Origin of the sequence: Cetobacterium sp. 2A (assembly GCF_014250685.1) — a bacterium.
Lineage (GTDB): Bacteria > Fusobacteriota > Fusobacteriia > Fusobacteriales > Fusobacteriaceae > Cetobacterium.
In genome coordinates this window covers 38,214-57,445 of record NZ_JACFAJ010000011.1, presented here as the reverse complement: position 1 = coordinate 57,445, position 19,232 = coordinate 38,214, and the positions used below count along the sequence as shown (strand labels likewise).

Annotated in this window: 19 protein-coding genes; 12 read left to right on the top strand and 7 right to left on the bottom strand. The window is 27.9% G+C overall.

From position 1 onward, the window contains the following. The first annotated feature begins 4 nt into the window (after positions 1-4). The 10 genes from H3N56_RS11855 to H3N56_RS11810 all read left to right on the top strand — a co-directional run bounded on the left by H3N56_RS11855 (position 5) and on the right by H3N56_RS11810 (position 9,720). Complete coding sequence (locus H3N56_RS11855) at positions 5-928, top strand: tripartite tricarboxylate transporter substrate binding protein (RefSeq protein WP_185881406.1); 924 nt, start codon at positions 5-7, stop codon at positions 926-928. A gap of 17 nt (positions 929-945) precedes the next feature. Then, positions 946-1,386, top strand: a complete 441-nt coding sequence (locus H3N56_RS11850) for a tripartite tricarboxylate transporter TctB family protein (protein ID WP_185881405.1) — start codon at positions 946-948, stop codon at positions 1,384-1,386. Positions 1,387-1,423: 37 nt separating this feature from the next. Further along, positions 1,424-2,929: a tripartite tricarboxylate transporter permease gene (locus tag H3N56_RS11845; RefSeq protein WP_185881404.1), complete on the top strand. Its 1,506-nt coding sequence runs from the start codon at positions 1,424-1,426 to the stop codon at positions 2,927-2,929. A gap of 255 nt (positions 2,930-3,184) precedes the next feature. Next, positions 3,185-3,895: an amino acid ABC transporter permease gene (locus H3N56_RS11840; RefSeq protein ID WP_185881403.1), complete on the top strand. Its 711-nt coding sequence runs from the start codon at positions 3,185-3,187 to the stop codon at positions 3,893-3,895. Further along, entirely contained in the window at positions 3,888-4,616 is a 729-nt protein-coding gene (locus H3N56_RS11835; protein WP_185881402.1) for an amino acid ABC transporter ATP-binding protein, read from the top strand. The genes H3N56_RS11840 and H3N56_RS11835 overlap by 8 nt, the downstream gene beginning before the upstream one ends. A 25-nt stretch (positions 4,617-4,641) precedes the next feature. Beyond that, on the top strand, positions 4,642-5,367 hold the full coding sequence (locus tag H3N56_RS11830; protein WP_185881401.1) for a basic amino acid ABC transporter substrate-binding protein: 726 nt from the start codon (positions 4,642-4,644) through the stop codon (positions 5,365-5,367). Between the two features lie 12 nt (positions 5,368-5,379). Further along, positions 5,380-6,108, top strand: coding sequence for a serine hydrolase (locus H3N56_RS11825; protein WP_185881400.1), 729 nt, complete (start codon positions 5,380-5,382; stop codon positions 6,106-6,108). Positions 6,109-6,118: 10 nt separating this feature from the next. Next, entirely contained in the window at positions 6,119-6,421 is a 303-nt protein-coding gene (locus tag H3N56_RS11820; RefSeq protein ID WP_185881399.1) for a rhodanese-like domain-containing protein, read from the top strand. 56 nt (positions 6,422-6,477) lie between these two features. Next, entirely contained in the window at positions 6,478-7,257 is a 780-nt protein-coding gene (gene blaOXA, locus H3N56_RS11815; protein ID WP_370521085.1) for a class D beta-lactamase, read from the top strand. A gap of 1,461 nt (positions 7,258-8,718) precedes the next feature. Then, positions 8,719-9,720, top strand: a complete 1,002-nt coding sequence (locus H3N56_RS11810) for an HNH endonuclease (protein ID WP_185881397.1) — start codon at positions 8,719-8,721, stop codon at positions 9,718-9,720. A gap of 64 nt (positions 9,721-9,784) precedes the next feature. Here the strand turns inward: H3N56_RS11810 and H3N56_RS11805 are convergent, their stop codons facing one another. From H3N56_RS11805 to H3N56_RS11795, 3 genes are all read right to left on the bottom strand, one after another. Then, a complete protein-coding gene (locus H3N56_RS11805) occupies positions 9,785-10,594 on the bottom strand; it encodes a hypothetical protein (RefSeq protein ID WP_185881396.1) in 810 nt (269 codons plus the stop codon). After that, on the bottom strand, positions 10,594-11,070 hold the full coding sequence (locus H3N56_RS11800) for a MarR family winged helix-turn-helix transcriptional regulator (RefSeq protein WP_185881395.1): 477 nt from the start codon (positions 11,068-11,070) through the stop codon (positions 10,594-10,596). The genes H3N56_RS11805 and H3N56_RS11800 overlap by 1 nt, the downstream gene beginning before the upstream one ends. A gap of 276 nt (positions 11,071-11,346) precedes the next feature. Then, positions 11,347-13,773, bottom strand: coding sequence for a CoA-disulfide reductase (locus H3N56_RS11795; RefSeq protein ID WP_185881394.1), 2,427 nt, complete (start codon positions 13,771-13,773; stop codon positions 11,347-11,349). A 137-nt stretch (positions 13,774-13,910) separates the two neighbouring features. Here H3N56_RS11795 and H3N56_RS11790 point away from each other — a divergent pair, with 137 nt between their 5' ends. Next, positions 13,911-14,270, top strand: coding sequence for a helix-turn-helix domain-containing protein (locus H3N56_RS11790; protein WP_185881393.1), 360 nt, complete (start codon positions 13,911-13,913; stop codon positions 14,268-14,270). Between the two features lie 121 nt (positions 14,271-14,391). Here H3N56_RS11790 and H3N56_RS11785 read toward each other — a convergent pair whose 3' ends face one another. Beyond that, on the bottom strand, positions 14,392-14,598 hold the full coding sequence (locus H3N56_RS11785; protein WP_185881392.1) for a hypothetical protein: 207 nt from the start codon (positions 14,596-14,598) through the stop codon (positions 14,392-14,394). A 192-nt stretch (positions 14,599-14,790) separates the two neighbouring features. Here H3N56_RS11785 and H3N56_RS11780 point away from each other — a divergent pair, with 192 nt between their 5' ends. After that, positions 14,791-15,648, top strand: a complete 858-nt coding sequence (locus H3N56_RS11780) for a hypothetical protein (protein ID WP_185881391.1) — start codon at positions 14,791-14,793, stop codon at positions 15,646-15,648. Positions 15,649-15,700: 52 nt separating this feature from the next. Here H3N56_RS11780 and H3N56_RS11775 read toward each other — a convergent pair whose 3' ends face one another. Genes H3N56_RS11775 through hypD form a run of 3 tightly spaced genes read right to left on the bottom strand, consistent with a single transcriptional unit; the run spans position 15,701 to position 19,228 of the window. Continuing rightward, positions 15,701-16,018 carry a pyrimidine/purine nucleoside phosphorylase gene (locus H3N56_RS11775; protein WP_185881390.1) on the bottom strand — a complete coding sequence of 106 codons (318 nt, stop codon included), beginning with the start codon at positions 16,016-16,018 and terminating at the stop codon, positions 15,701-15,703. Between the two features lie 17 nt (positions 16,019-16,035). Next, positions 16,036-16,833: a pyrroline-5-carboxylate reductase gene (gene proC / locus H3N56_RS11770; protein WP_185881389.1), complete on the bottom strand. Its 798-nt coding sequence runs from the start codon at positions 16,831-16,833 to the stop codon at positions 16,036-16,038. 19 nt (positions 16,834-16,852) lie between these two features. Further along, positions 16,853-19,228, bottom strand: a complete 2,376-nt coding sequence (gene hypD, locus H3N56_RS11765) for a trans-4-hydroxy-L-proline dehydratase (protein ID WP_185881388.1) — start codon at positions 19,226-19,228, stop codon at positions 16,853-16,855. Between the last annotated feature and the right edge of the window lie 4 nt (positions 19,229-19,232).

Sequence of the window (19,232 nt, the reverse complement as noted above, 5' to 3'; positions counted from 1 at the left end):
TTTTATGAAGAAAAAATTAGGATTACTTATTTTTATTTTAATTACTGTGGTTTCATTTGCTAAAAATTATCCAAGCAAGAATATTAATTTAGTTGTTCCATTCGGAGCAGGTGGAGGAACTGATGCTGTTGCTAGAAAACTTGCAAGTATAGCTGAGAAAGAATTAAATAAACCTATCATTATAATTAACAAAACTGGTGGTGCAGGTGCTGTTGGAATGACTTATGGTGCTAAAACTAAAAAAGATGGATATACTGTAACAATGATTACTAGAGAAATAATATCTTTACCGTTAATGAAATTATCTCCAATAACTTCAAAAGATTTCGATTTAATTGGTTTAATCAATATGGATCCTGCAATTGTTTTAGTTAATAAAGATTCTAAATACAACAACATATCAGATTTAATAAATGATGCAAAAGAAAATCCAAACATGGTTAAATTTGCTAGCACGGCTAAACCAAATTTTTATGCTTTAGCAATTGAAACATCTGAAAAAGTTAAATTTAATCATATTCCATATAACGGAGCAGGAGAATCTATCCCAGCTGTTTTAGGTAATCATTCAGACTTTACAATTGTTGGACCGGGAGAAGCTATTGGACAAATAAAAGGTGGTCAACTAAAAGCTATCGGTATTATGGCAAGTAATAGATTAGAAACACTAAACGATATCCCAACTTTAAAAGAACAAGGATATAACATAATTTCTGGAACTTGGAGAGGACTAGCTGTACCTAAGGGAACAGATGAAGAGGCAAAGAAAGTTTTATCTTCAGCTTTTGAAAAGGCAACAAAATCAGAAGAATTCAAAGAGTTTATGAATAATTCAAATTTTGGAATTAATTATCTAGATTCAAATGAATTTGTGAATTTTATTGAAGAGGATACTATTACTATAAATAATATTCTTGAGAACTTATAATTAGGAGGAACATAATATTGATAGATAGAATTTTTTCTTTCGTACTCTGCTGTATAGGGATATCGGTATACTATACTGCGACACAATTTCAAGAAGGATTTATGATTGATAATGGATTAGGAGTAGATTTTTTTCCGAAAGTAATATCTTTAATATTAGTGATCCTTTCTATATTAATGTTTATTGGTACTTTTAAAGCAAATCATAAAAGTGCTAAATTTTCAAAAGAGTCGAAATATACGTTTATTACTATAGGGTTAGTTATTATGTATATTTTTTTAATCGATACAATTGGTTATTTGTTATCAACTATTTTATTTTCTTTTGCTGTAATTTCAGTTTTAAAAACTAAATCTACACGTAATAAAATTATTTTCTCCTTGTTATTTCCATCGGTAATTTATTTATTATTTACAAATGTATTTAAAATTTCTTTACCTACTGGAATCTTACTATAATTTTGAATAACAGAATAAATAATAACAAGGAGGAAAAATGTTTGAATATCTTTTAAATGGATTTGCAACAGCACTTCAAATGGGAAATCTATTTTATCTAATAACAGGAGTAATTGGTGGAGTTGTTATCGGAGCATTGCCAGGTCTTACGGCAACAATGGGAGTTGCAATTCTTCTTCCTTTTACTTTTGGAATGGAAGCTATAACTGGTCTAATTATGCTAGTTGGAATATATATTGGTGCTATTTATGGTGGATCGATATCTGCAATTCTATTAAATACACCGGGAACGCCAGCTTCTGCTGCAACTTGTTTAGATGGATATCCTATGGTACAAAAAGGACAAGCTTCAAAAGCTCTGAGTGCCTCAACAATAGCTTCTGTTGTCGGAGGATTAGTTAGTTGCGTAGCTTTGGTGACAGTGTCTCCATTTCTTGCAAAATTTGCACTGAGATTTAGTGCACCAGAGTATTTTGCTTTAGCACTTTTTGGCTTAACTATAATCGCAAGTATTTCATCAGAAAATTTTTTAAGAGGAATTATTGCGGGAATTATTGGTTTATTAATCTCTACAGTTGGTATGGATTCTATTACCAGTTATCCAAGATTTACTTTTGGAATGATTGATTTACTCAATGGATTTTCTGTTATTCCTGTTCTAATCGGTCTATTTGCCGTATCAGAAGTATTTAATCAAATTGAAATATTAGTTAACGAAAAAGAAGTAAAAACTAATGTAAAAATAGATAAAAATTATATGTCTTTTAAAGAGATAAAACAGGCATTACCTACAATGATAAAATCTGGAATACTTGGAACTTTTATAGGTTCAATTCCAGGAGCTGGAGCAGATATAGCAGCATTTGTTTGTTATAACGAAGCTAAAAGAAGTAATAAAAATGAAAAATTTGGTGAAGGAAGTTTAATTGGAATTTCAGCTCCAGAAGCTGGAAATAACGGAGTAACAGGTGGTGCGTTAGTTCCATTACTAACTCTAGGAGTTCCAGGAGATGCAGTTGCAGCCGTATTATTAGGAGCACTAATAGTACAAGGATTAACTCCAGGACCACTTCTATTTGAACAAAATCCTGATATAGTTTATGGATTATTTAGTGCAATGATTTTAGGAAACATAATTCTTTTAGGTGTTGGGTTAGGAGGAATAAAATTTTATAGTAGAATTGTTGAAATTCCAAAAGTTTTAATGATTCCAAGTATTTTAATTTTATCAACTATTGGATCATACTCTATGAATAATAGTTTGTTTGATGTCATCGTAACCTTTATTTTTGGAATAATTGGGTATATTATGACTAAAATAAAAATGCCTAGTTCTCCTATTGTTCTGGCAATAATTTTAGGTCCTATGTTAGAAACAAATTTAAGAAAAGCTGTTCTTATGTATAATGGTTCTTACTCATTCCTATGGACAAGACCAATAACTATAGTTTTCCTAATTCTAACAATTACATCTTTAATTTCTGCTATAAGAAAAAATCACAAAAAAGAAATTTGTGAGAAAGAAGAAAAAATATTGACATAATTTTCAAAAAGTTGTATTATTCATCAAAAGATAAAAAGAGGAGGTAAGATTATGTTAAGGATGAGAAATCAAAATAGACAATATAAATTAAATATAAACTCTATGAGATTTCTTAGACAGGTAACTATTCTTATATAACTCGTTAAAATATAACTTTTATATTTAGAAGTAAAAAAGACCCCTAGGATAAGTCTATTCATAGACCTTATTTTAGGGGTTTTTATTTATAAAAATATTATCAGAACAGGGGGAATGATGGAATACTTAAATACTTTAAAAGAAATATTTTTAGACGGAGGTAGATACCAATACATAATTGACGGCTTACTTTTCTCTTTATCAGTAACAATTTTATCAGCAATATTAGGAGTGATATTAGGAGTTATCTTTGCTCTTATGAGAATATCTCATTTTTATCCTTTTAAAAAGTTTAAAAAATATGAAAACTTTAATCCGTTGAATTGGTTTGCATTATTTTATATTGATATTATAAGAGGAACTCCTGCAGTTGTTCAACTAATGATTTTAGCCAATATAATATTTGTAGGATTTTTAAGAGAAACTCCAATTCTAATAATTTCAGGAATAGCTTTTGGAATGAATTCAGCAGCATATGTAGCTGAGATTATAAGAGCTGGGATAGAAGGGTTAGACAAAGGTCAAATGGAAGCTGCTAGAGCTCTAGGAATGAGCTATCCCGTGGCTATGGTTGAAGTCATTACGCCCCAGGCTTTTAAAAAGATTCTTCCCGCATTGGCTAGTGAGTTTATAACTCTTCTAAAAGAAACTTCAATAGTTGGTTTTATAGGAGGAGTCGACTTACTAAGATCTGCAAATATAATTACAAGTCAAACTTATAGAGGTGTTGAGCCTTTACTAGTTGTAGGTATCATCTACTTACTTCTAACAACAGTATTTACAAGATTTACTAGAAAAATAGAGGGAGGGTTAAAGATAAGTGATTAAAGTTGATAAATTAGAAAAACATTATGGTAACCTGCATGTTTTAAAAGAAATTGATGTGCATATAAAACAAGGAGAGGTTGTTGCAATAATTGGACCATCGGGAAGTGGAAAATCAACATTTTTAAGATGTTTAAACAGATTGGAAATACCCACAAAAGGTATAATTAAAATAGAAGATATAAATATAGTTGATAAAGAAACCGATATAAATGAAATTAGAAGAAATATCGGAATGGTGTTCCAACACTTTAATCTTTTTCCTCATAAAACTGTTCTAGAAAATTTAACTTTATCTCCAATAAAGGTAAAGAAAATTTCAAAAGAAGATGCAGATATAAAAGCTCTACAACTTTTAAAAAAAGTAGGACTGGAAGATAAAGCCAGTAATTATCCGAATCAGCTTTCTGGTGGCCAAAAACAAAGAATTGCAATTGCTAGAGCATTAGCAATGGAGCCAAATATAATGCTTTTTGACGAACCGACTTCTGCTCTAGATCCTGAGATGGTAAAAGAAGTTTTAGATGTAATGAGAGACTTAGCAAAAGATGGAATGACTATGGTTGTTGTAACGCATGAAATGGGCTTTGCTCGAAGTGTAGCAGATAGAGTTTTATTTATGGATCAAGGAAAAATTTTAGAAGATTCAGCTCCAGAAGAGATGTTTGAAAATCCTAAAAATAACAGAACAAAAGAATTTTTAGATAAAATATTAAATCATTAATTATAAAATAAGGGGAGTGATTATTATGAAAAAATTTATTTATTTATTAAAAGTTGGAGTTATTTTTACTATGTTTAGTCTTTTATCAGTTGCCAAAGAAACTTTAATCATTGGCACAAATGCAGAATTTGCACCATTCGAGTATCTGGATAATGGAAAAGTAGTTGGATTTGATATCGATTTAATCAATGAAATTGGTAAAAAATTAGATTTGAATATAAAAATAGAAAATTTATCTTTTGATGGACTTTTACCAGCTCTTCAAGCAAAAAAAGTTGATTTAATTATCGCAGGTATGACAGCAACTGAAGATAGAAAAAAATTCGTAGATTTTACTGATGATTATTTTATTGCTAAGCAAGTTCTTATTGTGGAGGATGTTTCAAGCGCTCCTCAAAACTTTGAAGATTTAAAAGGAAAAAAAGTTGGAACTATACTTGGTTATACAGGTGACTTAATTATTTCTAAAATACCCGAAATCAAATCTGAAAAATATAATGCTCCATTTGGTGCAATTATGGCTTTAAAATCTGGAAAAATAGATGCAGTTATTCTTGATTCAGCTCCATCTAAAAGTTATGTTAATAAAAATAAAGGTCTAAAAATAGTTGAAATTGATGGAGACGAAGAAAAATATGCTATAGCTGGAAGAAAAGATTCAAAAGAACTTATAGAAAATATAAATAAGGCTCTTGAGGAAATTCAAAAAGATGGAACTTATGAAATATTGATTCAAAAACATTTCAATTAGGAGTTGAAAAATATGTTGAATGAAGTTAAAAATATATTAAAGGACAAGTCTGGGATTACAGCTATAATTATAAAAGACAACAAAGGAAATAGAATAGATATAAACCCTGAAGTAACATTCCCATCAGCAAGTCTTATAAAATTATTTGTGTTATTATCAGTAACCAAAGATGATTATAAGAATAAAGTAAAACTAAAGAATGATGAAAAAGTTGGAGGTTTTGGAATGCTCCAAACCTTAGATGAAGGATTAGAACTAACAGTAAAAGATTTATGTTATCTTATGATTTGTTTGAGTGACAATACAGCAACAAATATGTTGATAGATTACTTAGGAATAGAAAAAATTAATAAGATTATTATAGAAAATGGATTTAAGAATACAGTTTTAGGAAGAAAAATGATGGATATGGAAGGTAAAAAAAGAGGGCTTGATAATTTTACTAGCGCTGAAGATGTTTTGAAAGTTCTAGAAATACTATTTCAAGATGAAAATAATTTAAATATTTTGAAAAAACAGATGTGCAACTCAAAACTTCCATTATACTTTTTTAGAAAAGCTGAATTCGCGCATAAAACAGGAGATTTAGTTGGTGTTGAACACGATGCAGGAAGGTTATTCTTAAATAATGAATATATCGACATTGTTGTATTAACTAAAGATTTAGAAAATAATAAAGACGGAGTTATTATAAATAATTTAGTTGGCGAACTAGTTTATAATAGGTATAAAACTATTTAAAGGAGAATTTATGATAGATAATAAGAGGTATATAACATTAACTCAAGATGAAGTAAAAGAACTTTTAAAAGATAAAAAAGCAATTCTTTTAGATGTAAGAACAGATGACGAGTATAGGGAAAAACATATAGATGAATCAGTTAATATACCTATAGATGAATTAGAAGAAAGATTTTATGAACTCGATGAAGATAAAACTTATATAGTATTTTGTGCTCATGGTGTTAGATCAGCTGCTGGAACTTGTATCCTTTTGGAAAAAGGACTTACAAATATTTATAATTCTCAAGAGGGAATAGCTACTTGGAAATAATTTGAAAAGGAGAGATTTTAATTTTTATGAAAAAAAGAATTATTTATTATATTTCAATGTTACTAATGATTCTAAATGTCCAACTTCACGCAGTTAATTTTAAAAATAATCAGCAAATAGCAAACATCTTCAAAAATGAGGGTATTAAAGGAACATTTATAGTTTATGATGTACAGAATAATGAATTTATAGGTTATAATGAAAAACGTGGAGAACAATATTACCCACCTGCATCGACATTTAAAATTTTTAATAGTTTAATAGGATTATCCACTGGAGCTGTAAAAAGTGTTGATGAGATATTTTATCACTATGATGGTTCAAAAGTGTTTTTAGAATCTTGGAAAAATGATATGAGTTTAAAAAAAGCTATAAAAATATCTCAAGTTCCAGCCTATAAGCAACTAGCTCGTATGATTGGACTTAAAAATATGCAAAAAAATATAACTAAATTAAATTATGGTAATGAAAAAATCGGTAATAAAATTGATACTTTCTGGCTAGAAGGTCCATTAGAAATAACTGCAATCCAGCAAACTGAACTTTTGGCAAAACTGGCGACAAAGAAACTTCCTTATCCTAAAGATATTCAAAATTCAGTATGTGAAATTATTGAATTAGAAAAAGGAAAAGATTGGACTCTTTATGGAAAAACTGGTTGGGCTACTGCAAAATTAAATCCTTCAATTGGATGGTTTGTTGGTTGGGTTGAACAAAATGGACAAATCTATGGCTTTGCCATTAATATGGATATAAAAAATTCTTCAATGCTCCCAAAGCGTGAAGAAATTGCTAAAAAATCATTGAAAATTTTAGAACTTTTAAAAGAAGACTAATATAAAAGAAGAAAAAGCCCTGGCAAAAAGGCTTTTTCTTCTGATGATTTACTTTATTTAAATAACCAAAACCAAATGTAAGAAAGACGAGGAATGTTTTTCTTTCCATTATAATACTATAAAATAGTTTGATTGTCAAATCTTTTTATTGTAATGCATTTTAATTGAAAATAAATTGTCCTTTTATGTAGATACGAAAAGAAAAATCACTATATAATTGATTTGTAAAAATTGGATAAAAATATGATATTTCTGCAAAATCAACTGTAATAAACTGAGTAAAAAATATAATGAAGATTGTAAATAGACTTTTATGGAAGAAGCTGTGGATCAGGAAAAAAACTATAAAAAAGAAAAATCTAAAACTCATTTTAATTTCATTGAAGAAGCAAAAACTATATGACCATTAGAAAACTATATATGTATGTAACTTATATCCCTGTAAGTAAGCAATCAAGCCTTTTCAGATACAAATGCAGCAAAATATTTATACAATGAATAGATTACAGTTTATGATATCAGTCTAAAAAATAACGCTGAATTAATAAATTTTACATTAGAAAAATCAAGTAAACTTTCACTTGTTAAAAATTGTATTCTTCATACAGGCCTAGAATCAATTTATATAAGAGAAGACGATTAGTATTTATCATTATTATGTATTTTGTTATTTCTTTTTTACTTCGTTCAAAATTTAAAGACTTTAAATTCTGATTATCTTTTATATACCAAAGACCGATTTCATTAAAATATTATTCCAACAATTAACTTTAAGTAATTTTTGAAATTTAGTATTTTCTCTCTTAAGTGCTCACTCATATTTAAAACCATATAATATTTCATAAGATAATTCTCATTGGTACAGCCATCCCTTATTATTTTCATAAACCAAATATATAATGTTTGTTAAAAGAATTATCATAAGGATATTTTATTTGAATTTTCTTTCTAAAACATTAATAATGGTACCATATTCTTTAGTAGCTTAGCGATATTTTTGCAATAGCTGATTTCCTATAAGGACAAATAATTTTTATATACTTTTCTATTAAAAATCTTTGTTATCAGTTCCTTATCTTTCAAATCCTCAAGTTTTTTCTCTGACTTTAAATAATTTTAGTATACTAATCTATATAAAAACTAAATTATAAATTTTAATTCTCATGATTTTGTAATTGATTTATTATAAACTTGATATTTTTTTATTAGAGTAAACGTTACAATTCTGCCAATAAAAAAATTTAGTATTTTAAACAAAATTTTATTCTAAATCAATATTTGACGATTGTAAATATATATTGTAATATTACTAGAACTGAATATAGAAAGAAAATAATATCTGAATTAGAAAATCTTGAAAAAAAAGAAATAATTCTAGCATTAGATTTTAATATTCAATTATATTGAATATAGGTTTGGAAAAGTAAGAATAATTTTAAATTTTAGAAGGAGAAACAACAAATGCAAGAAATTATAATAATAACAACTTTAATCTTCAGCACAATATTCATAATAAATATACTGGGTTCTTCGATAAATCCACTATTTTTATTACTTTTAATTTTTAGTGCAATAGTAACAATTTATCAAATCTATATCATTTTATATTTTGATAGTGATAAATTTAAAAATATTAAAGATAGTATAAAAAAATATACAGAAAATTGTAATGAATTAAATCATCACATTCAAGAATTAAAATGTTCTCATATAAATATAAAATCCTATGACTATGGGGAAAGTTACATAGAAGATAATAGTAAATATAACTTCAAAAGAAAAGAATGGACCAAAGATATTAAAAATACTTATACACATCATTGTTCAGCAACTGTTTGTAAAAATGCTAGTAATCAACCATTTAAGTATTTATGCAAATATTTTGATGTTAAAGTTAATGAAGAATCTTTATCCAATTTTGAAAATATACTAAATGAGTTTGCAGCAGTTGAACAGGGAAAGATATTGTTACAAAAAAAAAGAGATTTAATAATAAATAATCTAAGTAATTCTATTCCTCCATTTATATACTCTTTTAGTAAAAATAAATTGATTGAAAAATTGGGCTTTGAAGTTATTGATTTAAGCGACCTATACTTTCCAACCTATACTTTCCAATATGTATCGGCTGGTGGAAATAGTTCTACCAATAGTAGCATAAAATTAAACGTTGAGAATTTAGATAGATTTGTTAACTACTTAAATGGGGTAGTTAAATTTAAAAATAGTATTGAGGGACAAAGATCATTAATGACTTCAAAATTGAGAGAACAAATCAAAAATAGAGATAATTACTCTTGTCAAATTTGTGGATTATCAACTACCGACGAACCTAATTTATTATTAGAAATAGATCATATCATCCCTCTATCTAAAGGAGGTATTACGTCGGAAGATAATTTACAAACATTATGTTGGAAATGTAATCGTTCGAAAGGAGCAAAAATAATTTATAATAATTAATCTAAATTTACAAGGAACATACAAATTTTGTATGTTCCCTAAGATAATCTTTATTTATACTCTCTTAAATCTTTTTATTGTATTGTATTTCTTTATTTTTTATTTCTGTTAAATCTAATTTTTCTGCTACATCATTTATAAAATAATCTCCTAATACATATTTTAAGATTGAATAATATGAAATTATAAATGGTTTGTATTCCTCTTCTTTAAATCCTATCGGATTTTCTCTTCTAAAATATGGTGAACTAGACATTTTAATATCCATACAAGGAAAATTTGAATCGTTCATAGCTAAATATTCATTTTTCTTTGTAGGAACAAATATATACAATGTTTCATCATTATCCGATATAATTTCTAATGGATATATAGAACACCAAAAAGGCTTTGTATCTATTATCTCTTCTAATTCTAATCCTTTATCTATACAAATTTTATGAAGTGCACATAAATTTCTATCTACATGAACACAAGAACAAGTACATCTATCAAATGTTTTTTCAACATGATCTTTAGGAATTAACATATCATCATTTCGTATTGAATCAACTATTTCAACTTCAGTTAATCCTTCTTCTTTTAAAATCGAAACTGCTTTTGTCAATTGATCATATTCTTTTAAATTTTCTAATATAATTTTTCTAGCTTTTTCATTAAATTCATAGGGAAATTGCACACAACAATTAGTCAAACAATTAAAACAATCAAAATTAGTAGGTAAAAGAAAACTATCAATATCTACTACCGCTTTATATTCTTTATTTTTTATTGTAACTTTTGTCATTATTGTATTGTTATTCTCAAAATATTTTTTTATTTTACTTTCTAGTTTAAGAGATATCTTAATCTCATCATGCATAAAATACTTCATTATTTTCTCCTTATTATTTCATCTTTTAACATCAATGCTTCAGATTCCTCTTGAATATAACTTGTATGTTTAGTTGTTAACTCTAACAACATATTCCGTTCTTCTAGAGTAAGTCGTTCAAAAGCACGTTCTTCTGCTTGTAGAAAAGAAACTGTACTTTTTTCATAAAGATCTCTTCCTTTTTCAGTTAATACAATTGATTTAATCCGAGAATTTTTAGACAATGATTCTGTGTAAACATCTCCAGATTTAATTAACTGATTAAGAGCTGAATGAAGAGTCTGTTTTTTTAAATGCCATGTATCACAGAGCTCTTTTTGTGTACATGAGCGTCCAGCGTAATATAATCCATAGAAAATCATTAGTGCACTATTAGAAATCCCCAATTTTAGTGCAGTTTCATAATATCTATCATTTCCTTTTTTATATAAACGATTGAGTTTTATCAATTGCTCACGAATAGATTCTTTCGACATTCTAAACCTCCCAACATTTTACCGAGTACTATTTCATACTGGAATAATATATAACATCTCCTAATCATTGTCAATTGAAATAAATGGAGAGAAAATATAAAATTTTAACAAACTATCATCTATTGGAAAAGCCAACTTATTTTTGTTACTTTTCTCAATTGTCTATTATATCCTTCAGACATATTTCTTTTCATAAAAAAAAAACTCCAAGTTAGGTAATTTGATACTATCCCAACTTGAAGATTTACTCAAATATTTAATTACTAAATAAAATTTTTAAATAAATAAATTTTTATTAGCTTTATCTGCTTCTCCTAAATATTGTCCAACACCACCGAAAGAGATTTGATCAATAAGCTCTTCTTTTTTAACACCCATAACATCCATAGACATAGTACAGGCAACAAAGTTAGCTCCATTTTTAAGAGATTCAGCCATAAGAGTTTCTAGAGACATTATATTCTTTTTTTTCATAATCCATCTAATTATTTTAGGACCTGTTCCAAACATATTCATTTTAGAAATCGGTAATTCTTTACTATTCTTAGGTAACATAAAGCTAAACATTTTTTCTATGAAGCTTTTATTACTCTCTATATTTTTCCTTTTTAAAATAGATAGTCCCCAAAATGTAAAAAACATAGTAACTTTTTTACCCATAGTTAAAGCACCATTAGCTATTATAAAAGCTGCAATAGCTTTATCTAAATCTCCACTAAAAACAACTATTGTTAATCCATCATTTGTCTCAATAATTTTATTTTCTTTTGAAGTATAAGTTTTTTTATTTTTTAAAATATCGACAAATGTGTTATCACCATCTTTTTTTAAAGATAGAATTTCATTATTTGTAGATTTAGCCCAAGCTTGAATATCATTATAAAAACCAGGATCAGATGCTTTTACTTTAAAAACTTCGCCATCTCCAATTTTATCCATATTTTCTTTAACTTTTACCAAAGGACCAGGACATGATAATCCACATAAATCAGTGTATTCATTTAAATTGAAGTTTTCTTTGCTTTGAGTAAATTCTTTTGTTGCAGAAGACTGTTTTTTATTATCTAAAGTTTTTAAACGACTTTTATATCCCCCAGCGATATTTTTAACATTGTATCCATTTTGACTTAAAAATCTTTCAGATAAATATCCTCTTAATCCAACAGCACAATATGTCCAAATCTCTTTATCTTTTGGAATCTCTTCTATTCTTTTTCGAAGCTCACTTAAAGGAATATTTATACTATTTTCAAAAACTCCACTGATTAATTCAATGCTTTCTCTAACATCCAAAATAAAATGTTTAGAGCTATCAAAATTTATTAAATCTTCAACAAAAATCTGATTTAATCTACTGTTTAAAATATTATCTCCAATAAAACCAACCATGTTAGCAGGAGATTTTGCTGATAAGAAAGGTGGAGCATATGCTAATTCAAGTTCTTTTAAATCATCTATGGTTCCTTTAAAATGAAGAGTTGTAGCTATGACATCAATAAATTTATCCACTCCTTCTTTTCCAAAACACTGAGCTCCTAAAATTTTTTTATTTTCTTTATTAAAAAGCACTTTTATTGAAAGAGGTGAAGCTCCTGGATAATAGTTGGCATGATTATTAGGATAAAGGTATATTTTATTAAAAGGAATATCACTATTCTTCAAAGATTTTTCATTTATTCCAGTAGAAGCTGCAGTAAGATTAAAAATTTTTAAAATAGCAGTGCCTAAACTTCCTTTATATTTTTCTTTTTTTCCAAAAATATTATTAGCTACAATACGCCCTTGTCTATTAGCAGGACCAGCTAATGGAATAAAAGATTGAACATTAGTAATCAAATTATTAACTAAGACAGCATCTCCAAGAGCATAGATATTTTCAACGTTAGTTTTTAAATATTCATCAACAATGATGTGTCCTTTTTCTCCAAGAGAAATTCCAGAGTTTTCTAAAAATTTTGTGTCAGGAGAAACTCCAATAGATAGAATAACAAGTTCAGTTTCTACAATTTTTCCAGATTCCAAATAAATTTTTATAGTATTGTCATTATTTTCAAATTTAATAACTTTTTCTTTTAAAAGAAGATTAACTCCATTACTAATTAATTCGTACTCCAAATGGTTTGAAATCTCATAATCAAAAGGTGATAAAATATTATCCCCAGCTTCAATAAGAGTAGTTTCAATCCCTAAATGTTTTAAATTTTCTGCAGTTTCAACTCCAACATACCCACCACCTACAACAACTGAATTTTTAATATTTCTATCTTTTAAAGAATTTTTAATCATATCCATATCTTTGATATTTCTTAAAGTAAATATTTTATTATTAGAAATTCCTTCAATAGGTGGTTGAATTGGTTTTGCTCCAGGAGCAAGTATAAGATAATCAAAAGATTCAGTATATATTTCACCGTCTAATTTTTTTACAGAAATATTTTTATTTACAGAATCCACTGAAATAACTTCACTGTTATTTCGTACGTCAATATTAAAACGATTTTTAATTTTTTTAGGAGTTTGAAGAATCAAGCTATCTCTATTTTGTATAACATCCCCAATGTAATAAGGTAATCCACAGTTAGCAAAAGATATATACTCACCTTTCTCAAACATAATTATTTCAGAAGTTTCATCTAAACGTCTAAGTCTAGTAGCAGTAGAAGCTCCACCTGCCACTCCACCAACAATTAATATTTTTTTCATAATTATTACTCCTTTTAATTTTTTCTTGGATTATATTTCTTTTCATCTAAAATGTAAAGTACAGTCTTTTTTGTCCATATTTACTTTTTTACAATAAGCAGATAAAATATCCCTATAAAAAAAATTGGAGGAAATTTATGAAAGGTAAAAAATATAATTGTTATTTTGAAATGACTCTAGATATTATGGGAGGAAAATGGAAACCAATAATACTGTATTATATAAATTTAAATGGAATAGCAAGACATAGTGAGCTTAAAAGGTTTATTCCAAGTATTAATGAAAGAATGTTAACGAGACAATTAAGAGAGCTAGAAAATGATTATTTAATAAAAAGAAAAGTATATCCAGTTGTACCTCCAAAGGTTGAATACACTTTAACAGAGCATGGGGAAAAATTAATTCCAATATTAAAAGAACTTATAAATTGGGGTAAAGATTATGCAGAAGTTGTAAACTTTACAAATTTTAATATAGATATTTCAAATGATAAATAATTATTTTTTATTACTTTTCCTAATTGTCTATTATATCCTTAATCTGATGAATTATACATTAGATTTAAACTCATTCGGTTTACTAAGCTAAAACTTTGTAGATTCTTTTTCTACTATAGTTTCAAGAAATTCTATATATAGAAAAATTGAAAAGTTCTCCATCACAAACTCCTATTGAATTTTCTTCTATTTCATTAAGTGAATAGTCCGGCATGATAATTAATCCACCTAAAGTTTTTATAGATTTTTTACTGTATGAAACGGTCTTTATTAAATACTTTCTTTCAATTTTATTTTGTGGAAATAAATTTAAATTAATCTCAAACATAATATATTTAATAATGGTTCAAATTTTTGGGGTAATGACAGATAGAACGAAGGTAATCATGGCCATGGTGGTGGCGGTAGAAGATAAATTATCTTAACCTAAGAATACTATACAAGTTATTTTGAATATGGTATTATATACTTTACCAAAATATTTTTTTAACTTTATTGAGATTTTTAGGGAGGATTTTTTTTGTTTAAATATTTTAGAGCGGGATTGTTTTTTTTCATAATTTTTTCCACAACTTTTTCATCGGCTAAAGAATCTAAAAGTTATTTTCCTTTTTTAGCTGAAGAAGCCTTAAATAGAGGATATGTTCTTCCAAAACCGATAGGTATCAATTTTATATACGTAGATATGACTCAGGACGTTAAAGTGGAATCTTTAAAATTAAAAGGTGACATTATTCTCAGTCCATTTTTAAAACCTATTTCTTTAGAAAAAATTATTACAGTAACAGCTAAGGATACAGTTTCTTCTATTCAAAATAAGATTGTAAAGACGGATATTTGGTTATTTCCATTTTTAAATATATATGGACTTCTTGGAGAAACAAAGGGATATTCTAAAACAAAAATTGATATTTCATTAAACAAACCTGTTATAACAAATGCTGATTTTAAATTAGATTATGATGGAATAACTTACGGTGTCGGAACTACAATTGTTGGAGGAGTTGGAAATATATTTATAGCTACTGATGTAAATTATACTAGAACATCTTTAAATATTATTGATGGAAACATTGATGCTTTAATTATTTCTCCAAAGCTTGGATATAATTTTAATTTTAGCAGTTTTAAAAATTCAATTTGGATTGGTGGAATGTATCAAGAAATATCTCAAACTTTAAAAGGAAATATAGCTGACGTTATAAATATGCCTATCCCTATTCGAAATGGAAAATTTGAAATTAAAGAAAAGGCTGCTTCTCCTTGGAATACAGTCATAGGCTTTAGAAGTGAAATTAATACTAATTATGAGATAATGACAGAAATAGGATTTGGAACTAAAGAAAGTATAGCTTTAGCTTTAGGATATAGATTCTAATTAAAAAAATAAAAACAGAGAATGTAACTAAATTCTCTGTTTTTTTATTTAGTTATAAGCTTTCACAATAAGAACAGCAATAATCTGCATATTTTTCAACGATAATCTTAAATGACGAATTAGCTTTTATAGAAAAACTCTCTCCTGATTTATAGATGACAAATTCAGAATCATCTTCTCTTTTTATTTTCATTTCTCCATTAAGAACTTCCATAACTTCAGCCATTGCTGTATTAAACTCATACTCTCCCGCTTGCATAAATCCTAAAGTTTTTTTCGTTCCATCCATAAAAAATATATTTCTACTGTTAACCTTTCCATCAAAATATACATTAGCAGCCTTTATAATATCTATATTTTTAAATTCCATTTTTTCCCCCATATTTTTTATTTTAATCCTTTAGCTTTTGCTACACATCCTTTAACCGCTTCTATAATACTACTTCTCATTCCTTTAGCTTCTAGAATTCTAACAGCTTCTATCGTTGTCCCACCAGGAGAACAAACCATATCTTTTAATGCTCCTGGATGCATTCCAGTTTCTAAAACCATTTTTGCACTTCCTAAAACTGTCTGTGCAGCAAATTTATATGCTAAATCTCTAGGCATTCCCTCCATTACTGCTCCATCAGCCAAAGCTTCTATAAACATATAAACATATGCCGGAGAACTTCCACTAACACCTACAACTGCATCCATTAGGTGCTCAGAAACTATCTCTGTTTTCCCGATAGAATTTAAAAGGGAACAAATATATTTTAGCTCTTCTTCCGTAACTTGATCATTTGAACATATTGCTATCATTCCTTCACAAACCATAGCCGGAGTATTAGGCATAGTTCTAACTATTTTAACTTTTTTTCCAAAAGTATTTTCTAAATTTTCCAAAGTTTGTCCAGGTGCAATTGTAACGATGAGAGTATTTTCTTTAATAGAATTAGATATTTCCTGAATCACACTCGCATAAAATTGTGGTTTTACAGCTAAAAATATAACATCACAATTTTTAACTATATTTTTATTGTCCGTTTCAATTTTTACTCCATATTCTTTACTCACTTTTTCAAGTACTGGTTGAAATTTGTCAGAGGCATAAATATCCTCATTACTAACAATTTTTGAGGATACAATCCCCTTTATAATTGCCTGTGACATATTTCCTGCCCCTATAAATCCTATTTTCATTATAAACTTCCTCCTAGTTTTAATTAAAATCTTGTTCAGTTCTATCTATAATTTCATCTTGTAAAGCTTTACTTAAATTTCTAAAATGATCACTATATCCTGCAACACGAACAATTAAGTCCTTGTATTCAGCAGGATTTTTTTGTGCGTCAATTAGAGTTTGACGATCAATAACATTAAATTGAATATGATGTCCATCCATATTAAAATAGCTTCTAACCATATTTGCCATGTGATTTAGGCCATCATCTCCCTTAACAACACTTGGTGTAAATTTTTGATTTAATAAAGTTCCACCAGTTTTTAAATGATCCATTTTGGCAGCTGATTTAATAACCGCTGTTGGTCCAAGTGTATCTGCACCTTTTTCTGGAGAAATTCCTTCAGATACAGGCTTATGAGCTAATCTTCCATTTGGACTAGCCATCATAACCTCACCAAAATAAACATGGCATGTTGTAGGTAACATATTTATTGCATACCTTCCTCCTTTCATATTAGGTCTATCTGTCACTGCGGAATTATAATATTCAAAAATTGATGTCATTATTTCATCTGCATAGTCATTGTCGTTTCCATATTTTGGAGTTTTATTTCTTACAAGATTTAAAATTCTTGGATTGCTTTCAAAATTTGTATCTAAAGCATCCATCAATTCATCCATAGTAAATTTTTTATTATCATAAATATTATATTTAATTGCTGATAGTGAATCTGTAACTGTTCCTATTCCAACTCCTTGTAAATACGTTGTATTATAACGAGCTCCACCTGCATTATAATCCTTTCCTTTAGAAATACAATCATTAGTTATAATTGATAAGAACGGGGCTGGCATATATTTTGCATAAATCGTTTCAATTATATTACTACCTTTAATTTTAATATCTATGAAATGCATAATTTGTTTTTTATAAGCTTCTAAAAGCTCCTCATAAGTTTTAAAGTCTTTTGCATATCCTAACTTTAATCCAAGTTGTTTATTACTTACTTTATCATAACCATTGTTTAATGTCATTTCTAAAATCTTTGGAAGATTAAAATACCCTGTTAAAATATAAGCCTCATTTCCAAAGGCTCCAGTTTCAACACAACCACTAGCTCCACCTCTTCTAGCATCCTGCAATGTTTTTCCAGCATTTAAAAGCTCCTGAACAATAGCTTCTGTATTATAAAATGCTGGTTGTCCCCAACCTTCACGAGATATAGCGCAAGCCTTTTTTAAAAAATTTTGAGGGGTTTTCTTACTAATTTGAACATTTGAACTCGGTTGAAGAAGTTTCATTTCGTCCATACACTCAAGAATAAGATGACTAACATCATTAACTCCGTCATGTCCATTTGGCGTAATTCCACCCGTATTAATATTAGCAAAATCTGTATAAGTACTGCTCTCCTTTAAAGTTATTCCAACTTTTGGAGGAGCCGGTTGATTATTAAATTTAACCCATAAATTTTCTAAAAGTTCCAGAGCTTTTTTATCATCTAAAATTTCATCTTGGCAATCTTTAATATAAAAACTATTTAAATGTTGATCCAATCTTCCAGGACTAAAAGCATCCCAAGGATTTAATTCTGTTGTAACAGCTAGATGAACGAACCAGTACATTTGAATAGCTTGCCAATAAGTTTGTGGTTTATTAGCTGGAACAACCTCACAATTTTTAGAAATTTGTAGAAGTTCGGCTTTTCTAAGTGGATTGTTCTCCTTTTCTGCTAATTCAGCAGCATATTTGGCATAACGCTCACCTAAACCAATAATAGCATCACAACATATATTCATAGCTTCTAATTGGTGTTTTTTATCTAGTGCTTCATTATCATTAAAAAAATCTAAATTATCAATAGCTTCCTTTATTCTATTTTTATAATCTAAAAATCCATTCGAATATATATTTTCAGAGCCAACTGTATGTCCAGGTCCTCTTTGTTCCATAAATTCTGTAAAAATTCCACTTTCATAGCACTCTTTCCACTCTTCACTCATAGAATTTATAATTTTATTTCTTATAGATCTTTTTTCCCAATATGGAATTATCTCTTCTTCTTGAATTCTTAAGTCCTCTTCTGTAACCTTAAAGGAAATCAAATCTCTATTATTCATAATATTCATATCTTCAAGAGTATGGCAACAAAGCTCAGGGAAAGTTGGGGCTGATTGTGGACCATCACCCTTTTCTCCTACAATCAACTCGCCGTCGCTAATCCATAAGCTTTTATTTTCCATAAAATGTTTAAATGACAAAGCTCTCATTTCGGGAATAGAAACTGTTCCTTCATATTTTTTATAAGCTTCAGTTATTAATTTTGCTCTCTCTATATAGATGTGTGCTTGAGTTGATGTACTCTCATCTCTTAATTTTTGAATTCTTTCGTTCATTCCTCTTTTTTCCATTTTA

What these genes read in the sequence shown, in the direction of transcription:
- proC (WP_185881389.1), bottom strand. Translation starts at nt 16,833, where the DNA reads ATGAAAATAGGATTTATAGGGGCAGGAAATATGTCACAGGCAATTATA.
- H3N56_RS11805 (WP_185881396.1), bottom strand. Translation starts at nt 10,594, where the DNA reads ATGAAGTATTTTATGCATGATGAGATTAAGATATCTCTTAAACTAGAA.
- H3N56_RS11790 (WP_185881393.1), top strand. Translation starts at nt 13,911, where the DNA reads ATGAAAGGTAAAAAATATAATTGTTATTTTGAAATGACTCTAGATATT.
- H3N56_RS11830 (WP_185881401.1), top strand. Translation starts at nt 4,642, where the DNA reads ATGAAAAAATTTATTTATTTATTAAAAGTTGGAGTTATTTTTACTATG.
- H3N56_RS11840 (WP_185881403.1), top strand. Translation starts at nt 3,185, where the DNA reads ATGGAATACTTAAATACTTTAAAAGAAATATTTTTAGACGGAGGTAGA.
- H3N56_RS11810 (WP_185881397.1), top strand. Translation starts at nt 8,719, where the DNA reads ATGCAAGAAATTATAATAATAACAACTTTAATCTTCAGCACAATATTC.
- H3N56_RS11785 (WP_185881392.1), bottom strand. Translation starts at nt 14,598, where the DNA reads ATGTTTGAGATTAATTTAAATTTATTTCCACAAAATAAAATTGAAAGA.
- H3N56_RS11800 (WP_185881395.1), bottom strand. Translation starts at nt 11,070, where the DNA reads ATGTCGAAAGAATCTATTCGTGAGCAATTGATAAAACTCAATCGTTTA.
- H3N56_RS11845 (WP_185881404.1), top strand. Translation starts at nt 1,424, where the DNA reads ATGTTTGAATATCTTTTAAATGGATTTGCAACAGCACTTCAAATGGGA.
- blaOXA (WP_370521085.1), top strand. Translation starts at nt 6,478, where the DNA reads ATGTTACTAATGATTCTAAATGTCCAACTTCACGCAGTTAATTTTAAA.
- hypD (WP_185881388.1), bottom strand. Translation starts at nt 19,228, where the DNA reads ATGGAAAAAAGAGGAATGAACGAAAGAATTCAAAAATTAAGAGATGAG.
- H3N56_RS11820 (WP_185881399.1), top strand. Translation starts at nt 6,119, where the DNA reads ATGATAGATAATAAGAGGTATATAACATTAACTCAAGATGAAGTAAAA.
- H3N56_RS11855 (WP_185881406.1), top strand. Translation starts at nt 5, where the DNA reads ATGAAGAAAAAATTAGGATTACTTATTTTTATTTTAATTACTGTGGTT.
- H3N56_RS11795 (WP_185881394.1), bottom strand. Translation starts at nt 13,773, where the DNA reads ATGAAAAAAATATTAATTGTTGGTGGAGTGGCAGGTGGAGCTTCTACT.
- H3N56_RS11775 (WP_185881390.1), bottom strand. Translation starts at nt 16,018, where the DNA reads ATGGAATTTAAAAATATAGATATTATAAAGGCTGCTAATGTATATTTT.
- H3N56_RS11825 (WP_185881400.1), top strand. Translation starts at nt 5,380, where the DNA reads ATGTTGAATGAAGTTAAAAATATATTAAAGGACAAGTCTGGGATTACA.